Below are 15,940 nucleotides of genomic sequence, written 5' to 3'. Positions count from 1 at the left end.
AGGAACTTTGCCATGACCGCTACCGAACTCGTCCAGGCCTACTACGCCGCCTTCAACGCCGGCGACATGCCCGGCTTTCTCGCGCTGCTCAGCGAAGATGTGATTCACGACATCAACCAGGGCGAACGGCAGATGGGCAAAGCCAAATTCGCCAGCTTCATGGAGAAAATGAACCGTTGCTACCGCGAGCGTCTGGCCGACATCGTGGTCATGCAGAACGCCGAGGGCAATCGCGCTGCTGCCGAATTCACCGTGCATGGCGAGTACCTGGCCAATGACGAAGGCCTGCCTGCAGCCGACGGCCAGACCTACGTGCTGCCGGCCGGCGCGTTTTTCTACATTCACTGCGGCAAGATCGCCCGGGTGACCAACTACTACAACCTCAACGACTGGGTCGAGCAGGTCGCCTGAAGGCCGGCCTCAGGCGCGGCGGTCGAGCAGGTTCGCCACGATCCGATCGAGCCAGCCCCACAGGCGCTGCTTGACCCGCCGCCACAGTGGCCGCGCGCGCCAGCTGGCGAGGTCGACTTCCTCGCTCAGGGCGAAATCACGGTCGAAGCTGGCGGCGACCTCAGCGGTGAGCACCGGGTCGAGGCTCTCTAGATTGGCTTCCAGGTTGAAGCGCAGGTTCCAGTGATCGAAATTGCAGGAACCGACGCTCACCCAGTCATCCACCAGCACCATCTTCAGGTGCAGGAAGCGCGGCTGGTATTCGAAGATCTTCACCCCGGCGCGCAGCAGCCGTGGGTAGTAGCGGTGCCCGGCGTAACGCACCGCCGCATGGTCGGTGCGCGGCCCGGTGAGCAGCAGGCGCACATCCACGCCCTTCTGCGCAGCGCGGCGCAACGAGCGGCGCACGCTCCAGGTGGGCAGGAAGTACGGCGTCGCCAGCCAGATGCGGCGTTCCCCGGCGTTCAGCGCACGCACCAGTGAACGCAGGATGTCGCGGTGCTGCCGGGCGTCGGCGTAAGCCACCCGGCCCAGCCCCTGGCCTTGCGCCGGCTGGTTGGGCACCCGTGCCAGGCCATCGAAATCCTTAGGCGGGCGCCAGGCGCTGCGCTGCTGGTTGGCATGCCACTGGCGGTCGAAGAGCAATTGCCAGTCGCTCACCAGCGGCCCTTCGATGGCCACCATCACCTCATGCCACTGGCTGAAATCGTCCTGCGGCACCCAGAATTCATCGGTGACCCCGGTGCCGCCGACCACCGCCAGGCGCTCGTCCACCAGCAGCAGCTTGCGGTGGTCGCGGTACAGGTTGCGCAGGCCGCGGCGCCAGTGGATGCGGTTGTACCAGCGCAGCTCCACGCCAGCATTGAGCAAGCGCTCGCGCAGCGGCCGGCCAAAGGCTTGCGAGCCGTAGTCATCGAACAGGCAGCGCACCTGCACGCCGCGCTGCGCGGCCTGCTCCAGCGCCTCGACCACCGCATCGGCGCAAGCCCCGGCCTCGACCAGGTACAGCTCAAGGTCGACCTGAAACTCGGCGCGCACGATGGCCAGCAGCATGCGTGGAAAGAATGCCGGACCGTCGATCAGCAGCTCGAACTGATTGCCTTCACGCCAAGGGAAAACCGGCCCGGCCACTTCAGCGCGCCGTGAAGATCAGCACCGCATTGACCGGTACCGACGGGTTGATGGTCTTGAGCTTGGCGGCGTTGCGCAGGGTTTCCAGGCCCGGTAGCAGGCCGAAGTCCTCGGCGCGCAGCAGCAACGGCTCGAGGGTGACCACCTGGAAGCGCCTTTCATCCAGACGCGTGGCCAGCAGTTGCGCCTGATAGCGCTGCGACTTGCCGTGCAGGGTGACCGTCAACGGCAGGCGCAGCTCGACCTGGGCGCCATTGGCCAGGTCGTTGATCGGGCGCAGATCGATCTGCGCCTTGATGGTCGCATCGGGGAAGTTGCGCACCTCGAACAGGCTTTCGCGCATACGCTCATCGAGCAACGGCGTGCCGCTGCTGACCGAATCCATTTCGATGCTCAACCCGGCTGCGCCCTTGGTGTCGACCGAGCCATGCAGCACCAGGAAGCGGTGCACATCGACCTCGTCACCATTCTTGCCGGTGACGAACGACAGACGCGACGACTCGCCATCCAGATGCCAGTTGGCATGGGCGGGCAGGCACAGGAAGAGCAACAGCGCAGGCAGCAGGCGGGGCAAATTGAACATGGGAAATCTCGCGAAACAAGATCGCCAACCTTACCCGCAGGCCTTCACGGCAGCAAGCGACAGCCCTCGCCCGCCCCCTGCACTGCCGCCTGCTGGCGCCGGCCCAGACCCTGCGCGCTGACCGACTGCCGAGCGGTGTCTTCTTCCAGGCTGGCAAGCGGCAGGTACTGCTCGACGTAACGCCGGCAATAGGCAGCGTCAAAGCCCATGACGAAGCGGCAGGAACAGTACTCCTTGGCCGAGTACGCCGGCAGGATGTCGGGAAAGTCATGCAGCGCCTGACGCGCACTCCACACCCACAGCCCAGCGCCACCCACCAGCAGCAGCGCCGCGAACCGCAGCCAACGTTTCATCGCGCCTCCTCGGCCAGCACCGCCAGCACCCGTGCCAGCAAAGCGTTGTGGCTGTAGCTGGTATCGCGATCATCGCCGTAGCGCACGATCAGCAATCGCTCGCTGGGCACCACGTACAGCGCCTGCCCCCAGTGCCCCAGCGCCGCGTAGGTGTCGGCCGGCGCATCCGGCCACGGCCGAGCACGCCCGGCAGCCGGCTGGTTGAGCCACCAGTGCCCTCCGGCGATTGGCTCGCCCGGCGCGGCAGCGGCCTGGGCCGGCGCGAACGGTGTGCGATTGAAAGAAACCCAGCCCTTGGGCAGCAGTTGCTGGTCTTGCCAGCGCCCGTCGCGCAGCAGCAACAGGCCGATGCGCGCCAGGTCACGGGCGCTGAGGTAGAGGTAGGAAGAGCCCACCAGGGTGCCGGCGCCATCGCGCTCCCAAACCGCACTGCGGATGCCCAGCGGGTCGAACAGTGCCCGCCTTGCGTAGTCCCCGGCGTCCTGGTCAGCGAGCATGCCGCGCAGGGCTGCGGCCAGCAGGTTGCTGTCGCCGCTGGAATAGAGAAAGCGCGTGCCCGGCGCTACCGCGGCCGGACGCGCGGCGGTGTAGCCGGCCATATCCTGGCGGCCACGGGTATAGAGCATGGCGACCACCGAGGAGTTGAGCGGGGCGTACTCGTAGTCTTCCTGCCAGTCCAGGCCGCTGGCCCAGTGCAGCAGGTCGATCAAACGAACGTCGGGGTGCTGGTGCAGCGCCGGGTAATAGCGCAGGGCTGGGTCGGCAAGCTGGAAGCGCTGCTGCCCGTAAGCCACCCCCAGCAGCGTCGCCAACACGCTCTTGCTCACCGACCAGGTCAGGTGCGGTGTGGTTGCACGGGTCGGTGCGCGGTAGCGTTCATAGAGGATGCGTCCGTCACGGATCACCAGCAGCGCATCGCTGCGCACCCCTGCCCGGCCGGATGCCGCCAGCGTGGGAAAGGCATAGTCATCCAGCGCCTGCCAGTTCAAGGCGTTGTCTGCGCGCTGCCAGTCCGGCACCGGCCACACCTCCTGCGCCGCGGCGCAGGCGCACAGCAGCATCAATCCAACCCCTTGCCACAGCCTGCGCATGCCGGCTTCTCCTGCTCGTGCGATGGCTCTGCAGCATGCCGCCACTTGATGACAACTCGCCCATCAGCACGCCGCGCGGCCTGTCACGCAAGCATCACCAAAGCTTCATGGGGGTGACATTGGCCCTGCCTAGCCTGAGTTTGCCTACAACAAGCCGCCCTGCCCGCTTCCAAGGCTGGCACATGGAGACTCGTAATGACTCGGATCGCTCGCTCTGGCGACACCTGCACCGAACGCCGTCTGCACGCCGAACGCCTGGTCGGCCCCGCCGCCCTGGAGGAAGCCCAGGCGCTGCGCTACACCGTATTCAGCAGCGAATTCCAGGCGCGTCTGAACGGCGCCGAGCAGGGTCTGGACACGGACGACTACGACATCCATTGCCGCCACATCGGTGTGCGCGACCTCAACACCGGCAAGCTGGTCGCCACCACCCGCCTGCTCGACCACCAGGCCGCCAACAACCTGGGGCGCTTCTACAGCGAAGAAGAATTCAGCCTCCACGGCCTTGGGCAGTTGCAAGGCCCGATCCTCGAACTGGGACGCACCTGCGTCGACCCGGCCTACCGCAACGGCGGCACCATCGCAGTGCTGTGGAGCGAACTGGCCGAGGTGCTCAACGAAGGCAACTACAGCTACCTGATGGGCTGCGCCAGCATTCCCATGCAGGATGGCGGAGTGCAGGCGCATGCGGTGATGCAGCGCCTGCGCGAGCGCTACCTGTGCAACCAGCACCTGCGCGCCGAGCCGAAGAATCCTTTGCCGAACCTGGCCTTGCCGAGCAACGTCACCGCTGAACTGCCGCCGCTGCTCAAGGCCTACATGCGCCTGGGCGCGAAGATCTGCGGCGAGCCGTGCTGGGACGAAGACTTCCAGGTCGCCGACGTGTTCATCCTGCTCAAACGCGACCAACTCTGCCCACGCTACGCCCGCCACTTCAAGGCTGCGGTGTGATGCGCCGTCTGCGCGTGACCGCGCGCCTGGCGCGGCTGCTGGCGGTGCTCGGCCTGGGCATCGGCATGGCCAGTGCCATGGCCGCCGCCGAGCGCCTCGGCCTCAAGCCTTCGCTGCAGCGCCGCCAGCGCTGGAGCCGGCGCTTCATGCGGCACCTGGTGGCGGCCCTGCCGTTTCAGGTCGAGGTGATCGGCACGCTGCCGCAACGGCCGATGCTGTGGCTGAGCAACCATGTGTCGTGGACTGACATCCCGCTGCTGGGCATGCTCACGCCGCTGTCGTTCTTGTCCAAGGCCGAGGTGCGCCACTGGCCGTTGGCCGGCTGGTTGGCAGAAAAGGCCGGCACCCTGTTCATCCGCCGCGGCGGTGGCGATGCCCAGCGCCTGCGCGGGCAGATCGCCGAGCAGTTGCACAGCGCGCAACCGCTGTTGATTTTCCCCGAGGGCACCACCACCGACGGCCGCGAGCTGCGCACCTTCCACGGTCGCCTGCTGGCCGGCGCCATCGACAGCGGCACGCCGGTGCAACCGGTGGCCATCGAGTACCGGCGTGACGGCAAGGCCGATCGACTGGCGCCTTTCGTCGGCGATGACGATCTGCTGTCGCACCTGCTACGGCTGTTCGCCCTGCCTCGCGGGCAGGTACGCATTCATCTGCTCGAACCGATCGAAAGCCGCGGCAGGGAGCGCGCGGTACTGGCGCTGCAAGCCCAGCAGGCGGTGTACCTGGCGCTGTTCGGCGTCGCGCCCAGCGCCGTCACTCCAGCGCCGCGTGCCCAGGCGGCCTGAGCTGCATCAAGCAGGTTGCGCCTGCGCGGCAAAGGCCTGCAACTGCGGGTAGAAGTGGCGAAAGTCTTCCAGCAGCGGCTCATACAGCGCCTCGATCTCAGCCATGACGCCGCGCAGCCCTTCGGGCCGCGACAGGCGTCGGGCGATACCGTCGTACACCTGCTCGAGCACAGCGAAATCGGCATAGCTACCCAGCCAATCATCCGCCGCCATGAATGGCGCCATGCGCGCCAGGCGCCCTGGCAAGGCCGGCTCGGCGAGCAGTACGCGGTAGAAGCGCTGGGTGAAGTCGGCCAGCGGGGCGTCGGCATAATCGCGCCAATGACGTGCCAGGCAATGATCGAAAAACACATCGAGGGCAATGCCGGCAAAGCGCCGACGCTCGCGGGGAAAGCGCGCCAGCGCGGTCAGCACCAGCGGGTGCTGGTCGGTGAAACTGTCGATGCGCCGATGCAGGCGAATGGCCGCCTCGACGGCAGGCGGAAAACGCCCTTCCAGACTGCCCTTGACGAAGTCGCCATACAGGCTGCCGAGCAGTTGCTGGGGCTGATCGCCGCCCAGGTGTAGGTGAGCCAGATAATTCATGTGGGCGAGTCTAGCACGCGTATCGTTATAACCCGATATAGCGAAATTAACTGAACCTAGCGCCATACGGTCTTTCCATATCGGAAACCAACGATCTATATTTCGTCCCAACCCGATATTCAGCCATGCGTTGCCAAGCCCATGCCCCTCGACCTCGACGAAATCATCAAAGCCCTGTCCCACCCCGTGCGCCGCGACATCCTGCACTGGCTCAAAAACCCCGCCGTGCAGTTTCCCGACCAGTACCACAGCACCGAGCACGGGGTCTGCGCCGGGCAGATCGACCAGCGCTGCGGGCTGTCGCAGTCGACCGTGTCGGCGCATCTGGCGACCTTGCAACGCGCCGGCCTGGTGAGCAGCCAGAAGATCGGCCAATGGCACTTTTTCCAACGCAACGAAGCCACCATCCAGGCCTTCCTCGCGCAAATGAGCGAAGAACTGTGACGGTACCCCTCACCCATTCCCCACCCCTTAAGGTAAACCTATGACTACGCTGTTCGATCCAATCACCCTGGGCGACCTCGAGCTGCCCAACCGCATCATCATGGCCCCGCTGACCCGCTGCCGCGCCGACGAAGGCCGCGTGCCCAACGCACTGATGGCCGAGTACTACGTACAACGCGCCAGCGCCGGACTGATTCTCAGCGAAGCGACCTCGGTGACGCCCATGGGCGTCGGCTACCCACAAACCCCAGGCATCTGGAGCAGCGAACAGGTACGCGGCTGGACCAACGTCACCAGCGCCGTGCACAAGGCCGGCGGGCGCATCGCCCTGCAGCTGTGGCACGTCGGGCGCATTTCCCACTCGCTGTACCTGAACGGCGAAGCGCCGGTGGCGCCCAGTGCCATTCAGCCGGCCGGACATGTCAGCCTGGTTCGTCCGAAAGTCGACTACCCGACGCCACGGGCACTGGCTACCGAAGAAATCGCCGACATCGTCGAGGCCTATCGCGCCGGCGCCGAGAACGCCAAGGCGGCAGGCTTCGACGGAGTGGAAATCCACGGTGCGAACGGTTACTTGCTCGATCAGTTCCTGCAGAGCAGCACCAACCAGCGCACCGACGCCTATGGCGGTTCGATTGAGAATCGCGCGCGCTTGCTGCTGGAAGTGACCGATGCGGTGGTCGAGGTGTGGGGCGCCGGGCGTGTCGGCATGCACCTGTCGCCACGCGCCGACCTGCACGACATGGGTGATGCCAACCTGGCGGAAACCTTCACCTACGTCGCGACCGAGCTGGGCAAGCGCGGTATCGCCTATATCTGCGCCCGTGAGCATGAGGCGGCGGACAGCCTGGCGCCGCGTCTGAAGCAGGCGTTCGGCGGTGTCTACATCGTCAACGAAAGCTTCGACAAGGCCAGCGCGAACGCTGCCATCGCCGCCGGCACCGCCGATGCCGTGGCCTTCGGCGTGCCGTTCATCGCCAACCCCGACCTGCCCGCCCGACTGCGCGACGACGCGCCGCTGAACGAGGCCGACTCCAACACCTTCTACAGCCATGGTGCGGAGGGTTATATCGACTATCCGCGGCTGTAAAGGCTGCGAAGGTGTTGAACTGAACTAGCCCCAAGGTTGGACCGGCCATTCGCGGCTGAAGGCGCTCCGGTTCAGCCGCGATGGCCGGCAACGCCGGCCATCGCCCCCCCACCGCAACCCCCTGCTCCCCTCAAGGCCGCGCATTGATCTGCTGTTGCAGATTCTGCACCTGGCTTTGCAGGGTATTGAGGGTGCGGGTTGTCTGCCCACGGAAGGCATCGAACTCTTGCACCGAGGCGCCCGAAGTGTTGGCAGCCGGGGCCTTGTCGGCCTGGCTCTTGAGCACCAGCACGTCCTGTTCCAGGCTCTCTAGAGCTGCCCGCGGATTGTTCTGCTTGAGCGCCGCGACATCACTGCTCAGGCTCTTGACCTGCCCTTCGAGCTTGCCGCCATCGAGCTGGCCCGACTTCAGCGCCGCCAGTTCACCGTTCACTGCCTTGAGCTGAGCCTGTAACTGGCCCTGCAACTCAGTGACGGCCTGTTGTTGCTGACGGGTGTCGGCCAGCACCTGCTCCAGGCGCTTGCCCAGATCGCCGGCCTGCCCGGCAACGCCTTGCTGCTGTTTGTCCTGCTCGGCGAGGCTGGCCTGCAACTGACGGATCTGCAACTTCAACGCCTCGCTGCCGGTGCTGACATTCGACTCACTGGCCGCCATCTTGCCGCTGATCGCCTGCAATCGCCCCGCGGCTTCTTCACTGATGCGGGCGAAGGATTCCTGGGTGGCCACCAGTTGCTGTTCGAGCAGGGAAATCTGCTGCACGCTCCACCAGCCCAGCACGCCCAAGGCAATGAAGGCGGCACCGAGCAAGGCCCACAGCGCCCCGGTTGACGCCGGCTTGGCAGCCTTCTGCCGGGTGCGGCTGACATGGGCGGGCAGCAGTTCGTCGTCATCGCGGGTACCGGCGCGCAGGGTCGGTACATTGTCGAAGTCGTCACGGTCATCGTTGCGCATGGGGAAGTTCAACCACGGTAGGAGCTGGGAGGCGAGAGTATAAACCGCTTGCCTGGCCGGCTGATGAATGTCTGTCGCGGCCTCGGGCAAAGCGGCTCAGGGCTGTGGGCGCTGGCCCTGCCACCAGTGGCAGAACTCATCCAGCGCACTCCACAGGCTCACACTTGGGCGGTAGTCGAGCAGTTGCCGGGCGCGGCCGATGTCGAGGGTGAAGTCGCGGCTGAGCGTTTGTACTGCCGTACGAGTGCTGCGTGGCTGCGGCCGCCCGGGCCAGAGCAGGCAGGCCGCCTCGTTCAGCGCGGCCCAGGTGTAGGCGGCGCTGGCCGATCGATAGCGCGTGACCTGCGGCATCTGCACCTGGCGCAACGCGTAGTTGAGCACATCCCACAGCGGCAGCGGCTGACCGTTGCTGATGTTGTAGGCCTGGTTCAGCGCCTGGTCGCCGGCGAACAGGGCGCTGAGCAGCGCTTCGTTGAGGTTGTGCACGCTGGTGAAATCGGCCTTGTTCAGACCATTGCCGATGATCGCCATGCGCCCCTTGGCCTGCTGCGCCAGCAAGCGCGGCAACAGGCTGCGATCACCTGCACCGACCACCATGCGCGGACGCAACGCCAGCACTTCCAGGCCAAACTCGCCGGCGCCGAAGACCTTCTGCTCGGCAAGATGCCGGGTGGCCGCGTAGTGGTCGTGGAAGCGCCGCGGCACCTGTTGCTCGCTGATCTCGGTACGCGAGCGGCCATTGAAGTAGATCGACGCCGACGACACGTGCACCAGGCGCCGCACATGCTCCTTCAGGCAGCCTTCGACGATGTTCTCGGTGAGCACCACATTGCCTTGGTAAAAATCCTGATAGCGCCCCCAGGTGCCTACCGCGCCTGCGCAATGCACCACCGCTTCCATACCCTGACACAGGCGCCGGGCCAGCTCGGCATCGGCCAGATCGCCCGGGATGAACTGCGCACCACGCTTGACCAGGTGCTCGACGGCCTCGCCACGACGGGCGTTGATCCGCACGTCCAGGCCTTGATCGAGGGCGAAGCGGGCGAAGCGCCCACCAATGAAGCCGCTCGCGCCCGTGACCAGAATTCGCATGTAAGACTCCGCCTTGCCAGATTTCAGATGCAACTGACGCTGCCCGCGCCTACCAGGGCACCAGCCATCGCGACGCCGTGCGTCGCAGGTGTTCGGTCAGTTGCGTGAGCAGTTGCCCGCCGTTGCGCCAATGATGCCAGTACAACGGCACATCGATGGGCGTATCGGTGCAGATTTCCACCAAACTGCCGCTGCGCAATTGCTCGCTGGCCTGCAACTCAGGCACCAGCCCCCAGCCCATGCCCGCTTCGAGCATGCGCACGAAACCCTCGGAAGACGGGCACAAGTGGTGCAGGAAACCTTCCTCGATGCCCAGCGATGCGAGGTAGCGGTGCTGCAGGTAATCGTCCGGTCCGAAGACGATACCGGGCGTGCGCAGCAGACGCTGCAACACAAAGCCCTTGGCAAAATGCCGTGCCATGAACGCTGGGCTGGCCAACGCACGGTAGCGCATCGCCCCAAGGGCCAGGCTGCGCGCGCCGGCCACCGGGCGCTCGCTGCTACACAGGCACGCGGCCACCTCGCCGCCTTGCATGCGCCTGAGGCCAACGTCCTGGTCTTCCACCAACAGATCGAACAGCACCGGTTGCTCGGCACTGAACGGGCCGACCGCCTGCGCCCACCAGGTCGCCAGGCTGTCGGCGTTCAGCGCGATGCGCAGACGCTCGGGCAGACCCGGCTCATCCAGTGCCGGCACCTGGCGTTGTACATCGCGTTCGAGCAGGCGCACCTGCTGCACGTGGTTGAGCAACTGCCGGCCCACCTCGGTCGGCACCGGCGGCGTGGCGCGAATCAGCACCGGCTGTCCAACCCGCGCTTCGAGCAGCTTGATGCGCTGCGACACCGCCGATTGCGACAGGCCCAGGGCCTGCGCGGCGCGCTCGAAGCCGGCCTGTTCGATCACCGCAGCCAGGGCGGCGAGCAGCTTGTAGTCGAACATCGATTTTCCTAATGACTGATCAGGTTTATTTGTTTTGCTTATACCCCGCCGCTCGTCACACTCGCCAGCATTCTTTCCCCGGCAACCCGCTACAACCGGCTTGCCCGCCTGACTGGAGACACCCCCGCCATGTGGCAAAGCTATTTCAACGGCATGCTGGTCGCCCTGGGCCTGATCATCGCCATCGGCGCACAGAACGCCTTCGTCCTCGCGCAAAGCCTGCGCCGCGAACACCATCTGCCGGTGGCGGCGCTGTGCATCGTCTGCGATGCCCTGCTGGTCGCGGCTGGCGTGTTCGGCCTGGCCACGGTGCTGGCCAGCAGCCCGACCCTGCTGGCAGTGGCGCGCTGGGGCGGCGCGGCCTTTCTGCTGTGGTATGGCGCCAAGGCACTGCGCAGCGCCTGTTCAGCGCAAAGCCTGCAACGCCAGCAGGGCCAGGGCACGCGCTCACGTCGCGCGGTGCTGCTCAGTGCGCTGGCGGTGACCTTGCTCAACCCCCATGTGTACCTCGACACGGTGCTGTTGATCGGCTCGCTCGGTGCGCAGCAGAGCGTGCCCGGGGCCTATGTGGCCGGCGCTGCCAGCGCGTCGCTGCTGTGGTTCTCGACCCTGGCGCTGGGCGCGGCCTGGCTGGCGCCGTGGCTGGCGCGTCCGGCCACCTGGCGCCTGCTCGATCTGATGGTGGCGCTGATGATGTTCAGTGTGGCGGCGCAATTGATCATCGGCTGAGCGCCATCGGTCGTGCTCAGGCAAGTGCCGGGGAACCCTTAATCCCTATACTTGTTGCGTGGTTAAGCGTAGGGGCCGGTGCTATGATCGGCCCCTTGCGTCGCAAAGGGTAAAGACCCGCCGACGCGATCGGGCCGCCCGTGATCGGCCTTGCGTATACCGCAAACCAGACCTGAATGAGGAGAATCAACCATGGCTTTTGAATTGCCTCCGCTGCCTTACGCCCATGATGCCCTGGCACCGCACATCTCCAAGGAAACCCTGGAGTTCCACCACGACAAACACCACAACACCTATGTCGTGAACCTGAACAACCTGATCCCGGGCACCGAATTCGAAGGCAAAACCCTCGAAGAAATCATCAAGACCTCCTCGGGCGGCGTGTTCAACAACGCTGCGCAAATCTGGAACCACTCCTTCTACTGGGAATGCCTGTCGCCCAACGGCGGCGGCGAGCCCACCGGCGCCCTGGCCGAGGCGATCAACGCAGCCTTCGGCTCGTTCGCCAAGTTCAAGGAAGAGTTCACCAAGACCAGCGTCGGCACCTTCGGCTCCGGCTGGGGCTGGCTGGTGAAGAAAGCTGACGGTTCCCTGGCCCTGGCCAGCACCATCGGCGCCGGCTGCCCGCTGACCGCAGGCGACACCCCGCTGCTGACCTGCGACGTCTGGGAGCACGCCTACTACATCGACTACCGCAACGTGCGTCCGAAATACGTCGAGGCGTTCTGGAATGTGGTCAACTGGGACTTCGTTGCCCAGCAGTTCGAAGGCACTGCCTTCAAGGCCTGATCAACTCAGCCGCCTTGCACGAGAAACCCGGCCAACGCCGGGTTTTTTTTCGCCCATGACCAGAGCGCGGCAAGTTGCCGACTGGCGGCACGCCACTACTCTATAAGCGTCTAGCGACATTGAAGACGCATTCAAGTACACCCGTCGCGCTACCGATACAGTGCGGTAGATCGGCCAAGGATCATTGGAACGGGCATGGCATTAGGCCAATAGTGCATTGCCCAGGTTGCTGGCAGAATGCTGCCGGGCGCATGGATTAAGGAAACCCCTTTGAAGCTGGAATTTCGGCATAGCCTGACGGTGAAGCTGCTCCGGGTGGTACTGCTCTCGGCACTGGCCGTGGGCGTTGTCCTCAGCTGTGCACAGATCATCTATGACGCCTACAAGACGCGTCAGGCGGTCAGCAGCGATGCCCAGCGGATCCTCGACATGTTCCGCGACCCTTCCACCCAGGCGGTGTACAGCCTGGATCGGGAAATGGGCATGCAGGTCATGGAGGGGCTGTTCCAGGACCAGTCGGTGCGCATGGCCTCCATCGGCCATCCCAACGAAACCCTGCTGGCGGAAAAGAACCGGCCCTTGCAGGACATGTCGATGCGCTGGCTGACCGACCTGATTCTCGGCCAGGAACGCACCTTCTCCACGCCCCTGGTCGGCCGCGGCCCTTACAGCGAATACTACGGCGATCTCAACATCACCCTCGATACCGCCTCCTATGGCGAGACCTTCCTGGTCAATGCGGTGATCATCTTCATCGCCGGCGTGTTGCGCGCGCTGGCCATGGGCCTGGTGCTGTACCTGGTCTACCACTGGCTGCTGACCAAGCCGCTGTCGCGGATCATCGAGCACCTGACCCAGATCAACCCCGACCGCCCCAGCCAGCACCAGATTCCGCAGCTCAAGGGGCACGAGAAAAACGAACTGGGGATCTGGGTCAACACCGCCAACCAGTTGCTGGCCTCCATCGAGCGCAATACCCATTTGCGCCACGAGGCGGAAAACAGCCTGCAACGCATGGCTCAGTACGACTTCCTCACCGGCCTGCCCAACCGCCAGCAACTGCAAGCACAACTGGACAAGATTCTGGTCGATGGTGGCCGCCTGCAACACCGCGTGGCGGTGCTGTGCGTGGGCCTGGATGACTTCAAGGGCATCAACGAACAGTTCAGCTACCAGGTCGGCGACCAACTGCTGCTGGCCCTGGCCGATCGCCTGCGCGCCCACAGTGGTCGGCTCGGTGCCCTGGCGCGGCTTGGTGGCGATCAGTTCGCCCTGGTCCAGGCCAACATCGAGCAACCCTATGAAGCCGCGGAGCTGGCGCAGAGCATTCTCGACGATCTGGAACAGCCCTTCGACCTCGACCACCAGCTGATTCGCCTGCGCGCCACGGTGGGCATCACGCTGTTCCCAGAAGATGGCGACAGCACCGAGAAACTGCTGCAAAAGGCCGAGCAGACCATGACCTTGGCCAAGGCCCGCTCGCGCAACCGCTACCAGTTCTACATCGCCAGCGTCGACAGCGAGATGCGCCGGCGCCGCGAAATGGAAAAAGACCTGCGCGAGGCCCTGCCGCGCAATCAGTTGTACCTGGTCTACCAGCCGCAGATCAGCTACCTCGACAAACAGGTGGTCGGCGTCGAAGCGCTGCTGCGCTGGCAGCATCCCGAACTGGGCCTGGTGCCGCCCGATCAGTTCATCCCGCTGGCCGAGCAGAACGGCAGCATCATCGCCATCGGTGAATGGGTGCTCGACCAGGCCTGCAAGCAACTGCGTGAATGGCACGATCTGGGCTTCAGCCAACTGCGCATGGCGGTCAACCTGTCGACGGTGCAATTGCACCACAACGAGCTGCCGCGGGTGGTCAACAACCTGCTGCAGGTCTACCGCCTGCCGCCGCGCAGCCTGGAGCTGGAAGTCACCGAGACTGGCCTGATGGAAGACATCAGCACCGCCGCCCAGCACTTGCTAAGCCTGCGCAGGTCGGGGGCGATGATCGCCATCGACGACTTCGGTACCGGCTATTCGTCGCTCAGCTACCTCAAGTCGCTGCCGCTGGACAAGATCAAGATCGACAAGAGTTTCGTCCAGGATCTGCTCGACGATGACGACGATGCGACCATCGTTCGGGCGATCATCCAGCTGGGCAAGAGCCTGGGCATGCAGGTCATCGCCGAAGGTGTGGAAAGCGCCGAGCAGGAGGCCTACATCATCGCCCAGGGCTGTCATGAGGGTCAGGGCTACCACTACAGCAAGCCGCTGCCCGCCCGCGAGCTGACGGCCTTCCTGCGCCAGGCGCAGCGCAACAGCGAAGCGCTGCACTGAGCGCACGGTGCCATTACCAGCAATTACATGCCGCCCCTTTACAGCGAATGCAAATCTTTCGCATGATGTTGCGTTTTCGCGTGCTCCGGCACACCAGTCCAACCCACGACGCAGGAAACCAATAATGATTCGTATGCCTCTGGCCTCCGCCAGTCTGTTGGCCATTGCCATTGCCTTGGCCGGTTGCGGTGAAAGCAAGGACGACAAGGCCGCCGCACCTCAAGCCCAGGCCCCTGCTGCCGCCAGCAGCACCGCCACCGCCCCCGGCGCGGTCGACGAAGCGGCCGCCAAGGCGGTGGTCAAGCACTACGCGGACATGGTCCATGCCGTCTACAGCGACTCGCTGAGCACCGCGAAAACCCTGCAGGGCGCCATCGACGCGTTCCTCGCCTCGCCCAACGATCAAACTCTGAAGGCTGCCCGTGACGCCTGGGTCGCCTCGCGCGTTCCCTACCTGCAGAGCGAAGCGTTCCGCTTCGGCAACACCATCATCGACGACTGGGAAGGTCAGGTGAACGCCTGGCCGCTGGACGAAGGCCTGATCGACTACGTCGATTCCAGCTACGAGCACGCCCTGGGCAACCCGGCAGCCAGCGCCAACATCATCGCCAACACCGAAATCCAGGTCGGCGAAGACAAGATCGACGTCAAGGACATCACCCCGGAAAAACTCGCCAGCCTCAACGAGCTGGGCGGTTCCGAGGCCAACGTCGCCACCGGCTACCACGCCATCGAATTCCTCCTCTGGGGCCAGGACCTCAACGGCACCGGTCCAGGCGCGGGCAACCGCCCTGCTTCCGACTACCTGGAAGGCGAAGGCGCCACCGGCGGGCACAACGACCGTCGCCGCACCTACTTGAAAGCGGTCACCGACCTGCTGGTCACCGACCTCGAAGAAATGGTCGGCAACTGGGCACCGAACGTCTCCGACAACTACCGCGCCACCCTCGAAGGCGAGCCGGTCAACGACGGCCTGCGCAAGATGCTGTTCGGCATGGGCAGCCTGTCGCTGGGTGAACTGGCTGGCGAGCGCATGAAGGTTTCGCTGGAAGCCAACTCGCCGGAAGACGAGCACGATTGCTTCAGCGACAACACCCACTGGTCGCACTTCTACGACGCCAAGGGCATTCGCAACGTCTACCTCGGCGAATACACCCGCACCGACGGCAGCAAGCTGACCGGCCCGAGCCTGTCCTCGCTGGTGGCCAAGGTCGACCCTGCTACCGACAACACCCTCAAGGCCGACCTGCAAGCCACCGAAGCGAAGATTCAGGTGATCGTCGATCACGCCGAGAAAGGCGAGCACTACGACCAACTGATCGCCGCCGACAACACCGCCGGCAACCAGATCGTGCGCGACGCCATCGCTGCCCTGGTCAAACAGACCGGCGCCATCGAGCAGGCTGCAGGCAAGCTGGGCATCACCAACCTGAACCCGGATACGGCTGATCACGAGTTCTGATCCGCGGTTGAGGTGCTGGAAGAAGCGGCTTTCGGGCCGCTTTTTTTATGAGCGTTTTCTTCGATTGAGCAGGCCGCTATGGACCAGACCTCATGGGCCAGCGCCAGCGATGCCGAAGCGGTGACCGGGCTGGCTGGGTGTAGGAGCGGCGCAAGCCGCGATGGACGGCAAAGCCGGCCCGACATGCG

General features: G+C 64.9%; 17 protein-coding genes. 9 read left to right on the top strand and 8 right to left on the bottom strand.

Annotated elements, in window-relative coordinates; translation table 11 throughout:
• The first annotated feature begins 12 nt into the window (after nucleotides 1-12).
• Nucleotides 13-411 (top strand): nuclear transport factor 2 family protein, encoded by a 399-nt coding sequence (locus H618_RS0111535; protein ID WP_028695217.1) that lies wholly within the window; start codon nucleotides 13-15, stop codon nucleotides 409-411.
• Between the two features lie 9 nt (nucleotides 412-420).
• Here the strand turns inward: H618_RS0111535 and H618_RS0111530 are convergent, their stop codons facing one another.
• The 4 genes from H618_RS0111530 to H618_RS0111515 are packed head-to-tail and all read right to left on the bottom strand — an operon-like array spanning nucleotide 421 to nucleotide 3,608.
• Nucleotides 421-1,581 carry a phospholipase D-like domain-containing protein gene (locus tag H618_RS0111530; protein WP_028695216.1) on the bottom strand — a complete coding sequence of 387 codons (1,161 nt, stop codon included), beginning with the start codon at nucleotides 1,579-1,581 and terminating at the stop codon, nucleotides 421-423.
• Nucleotide 1,582: 1 nt separating this feature from the next.
• Entirely contained in the window at nucleotides 1,583-2,164 is a 582-nt protein-coding gene (locus H618_RS0111525; RefSeq protein ID WP_028695215.1) for a YceI family protein, read from the bottom strand.
• A 44-nt stretch (nucleotides 2,165-2,208) separates the two neighbouring features.
• On the bottom strand, nucleotides 2,209-2,517 hold the full coding sequence (locus tag H618_RS0111520) for a hypothetical protein (protein ID WP_028695214.1): 309 nt from the start codon (nucleotides 2,515-2,517) through the stop codon (nucleotides 2,209-2,211).
• Nucleotides 2,514-3,608, bottom strand: a complete 1,095-nt coding sequence (locus tag H618_RS0111515; protein ID WP_028695213.1) for a serine hydrolase domain-containing protein — start codon at nucleotides 3,606-3,608, stop codon at nucleotides 2,514-2,516. The genes H618_RS0111520 and H618_RS0111515 overlap by 4 nt, the downstream gene beginning before the upstream one ends.
• A 195-nt stretch (nucleotides 3,609-3,803) precedes the next feature.
• Here H618_RS0111515 and olsB point away from each other — a divergent pair, with 195 nt between their 5' ends.
• Nucleotides 3,804-4,559, top strand: coding sequence for an L-ornithine N(alpha)-acyltransferase (olsB, locus tag H618_RS0111510; protein WP_028695212.1), 756 nt, complete (start codon nucleotides 3,804-3,806; stop codon nucleotides 4,557-4,559).
• The gene (locus H618_RS0111505) at nucleotides 4,559-5,347 is read left to right on the top strand and encodes a lysophospholipid acyltransferase family protein (RefSeq protein ID WP_028695211.1); all 789 of its coding nucleotides are present in this window, start codon (nucleotides 4,559-4,561) and stop codon (nucleotides 5,345-5,347) included. The genes olsB and H618_RS0111505 overlap by 1 nt, the downstream gene beginning before the upstream one ends.
• A gap of 6 nt (nucleotides 5,348-5,353) precedes the next feature.
• Here the strand turns inward: H618_RS0111505 and H618_RS0111500 are convergent, their stop codons facing one another.
• On the bottom strand, nucleotides 5,354-5,932 hold the full coding sequence (locus tag H618_RS0111500) for an acyl carrier protein phosphodiesterase (RefSeq protein WP_028695210.1): 579 nt from the start codon (nucleotides 5,930-5,932) through the stop codon (nucleotides 5,354-5,356).
• A gap of 141 nt (nucleotides 5,933-6,073) precedes the next feature.
• On the opposite strand from H618_RS0111500, the gene H618_RS0111495 reads away from it, so the two are divergent.
• Nucleotides 6,074-6,376 carry an ArsR/SmtB family transcription factor gene (locus H618_RS0111495; protein WP_028695209.1) on the top strand — a complete coding sequence of 101 codons (303 nt, stop codon included), beginning with the start codon at nucleotides 6,074-6,076 and terminating at the stop codon, nucleotides 6,374-6,376.
• A gap of 40 nt (nucleotides 6,377-6,416) precedes the next feature.
• Nucleotides 6,417-7,466 carry an alkene reductase gene (locus tag H618_RS0111490; protein ID WP_028695208.1) on the top strand — a complete coding sequence of 350 codons (1,050 nt, stop codon included), beginning with the start codon at nucleotides 6,417-6,419 and terminating at the stop codon, nucleotides 7,464-7,466.
• 130 nt (nucleotides 7,467-7,596) lie between these two features.
• Here H618_RS0111490 and H618_RS0111485 read toward each other — a convergent pair whose 3' ends face one another.
• From H618_RS0111485 to H618_RS0111475, 3 genes are all read right to left on the bottom strand, one after another.
• Nucleotides 7,597-8,418 (bottom strand): hypothetical protein, encoded by an 822-nt coding sequence (locus H618_RS0111485; RefSeq protein ID WP_028695207.1) that lies wholly within the window; start codon nucleotides 8,416-8,418, stop codon nucleotides 7,597-7,599.
• 96 nt (nucleotides 8,419-8,514) lie between these two features.
• Nucleotides 8,515-9,510: an NAD-dependent epimerase/dehydratase family protein gene (locus H618_RS0111480; RefSeq protein WP_028695206.1), complete on the bottom strand. Its 996-nt coding sequence runs from the start codon at nucleotides 9,508-9,510 to the stop codon at nucleotides 8,515-8,517.
• A gap of 49 nt (nucleotides 9,511-9,559) precedes the next feature.
• Nucleotides 9,560-10,450: a LysR family transcriptional regulator ArgP gene (locus H618_RS0111475; RefSeq protein WP_028695205.1), complete on the bottom strand. Its 891-nt coding sequence runs from the start codon at nucleotides 10,448-10,450 to the stop codon at nucleotides 9,560-9,562.
• A 129-nt stretch (nucleotides 10,451-10,579) separates the two neighbouring features.
• Here H618_RS0111475 and H618_RS0111470 point away from each other — a divergent pair, with 129 nt between their 5' ends.
• From H618_RS0111470 to H618_RS0111455, 4 genes are all read left to right on the top strand, one after another.
• Entirely contained in the window at nucleotides 10,580-11,179 is a 600-nt protein-coding gene (locus H618_RS0111470) for a LysE/ArgO family amino acid transporter (RefSeq protein ID WP_028695204.1), read from the top strand.
• 192 nt (nucleotides 11,180-11,371) lie between these two features.
• Nucleotides 11,372-11,968, top strand: coding sequence for a superoxide dismutase (locus tag H618_RS0111465; RefSeq protein WP_028695203.1), 597 nt, complete (start codon nucleotides 11,372-11,374; stop codon nucleotides 11,966-11,968).
• 270 nt (nucleotides 11,969-12,238) lie between these two features.
• A complete protein-coding gene (locus H618_RS0111460) occupies nucleotides 12,239-14,290 on the top strand; it encodes a putative bifunctional diguanylate cyclase/phosphodiesterase (RefSeq protein WP_028695202.1) in 2,052 nt (683 codons plus the stop codon).
• Between the two features lie 124 nt (nucleotides 14,291-14,414).
• Entirely contained in the window at nucleotides 14,415-15,752 is a 1,338-nt protein-coding gene (locus tag H618_RS0111455; protein ID WP_028695201.1) for an imelysin family protein, read from the top strand.
• The last annotated feature ends 188 nt before the right edge of the window (nucleotides 15,753-15,940 follow it).

Source organism: Pseudomonas cremoricolorata DSM 17059 = NBRC 16634, assembly GCF_000425745.1.
GTDB classification, from domain to species: Bacteria; Pseudomonadota; Gammaproteobacteria; order Pseudomonadales; family Pseudomonadaceae; genus Aquipseudomonas; species Aquipseudomonas cremoricolorata.
The sequence above is the reverse complement of the archived record's forward strand: the minus strand, read 5'-3'. Positions and strand labels throughout refer to the sequence as shown.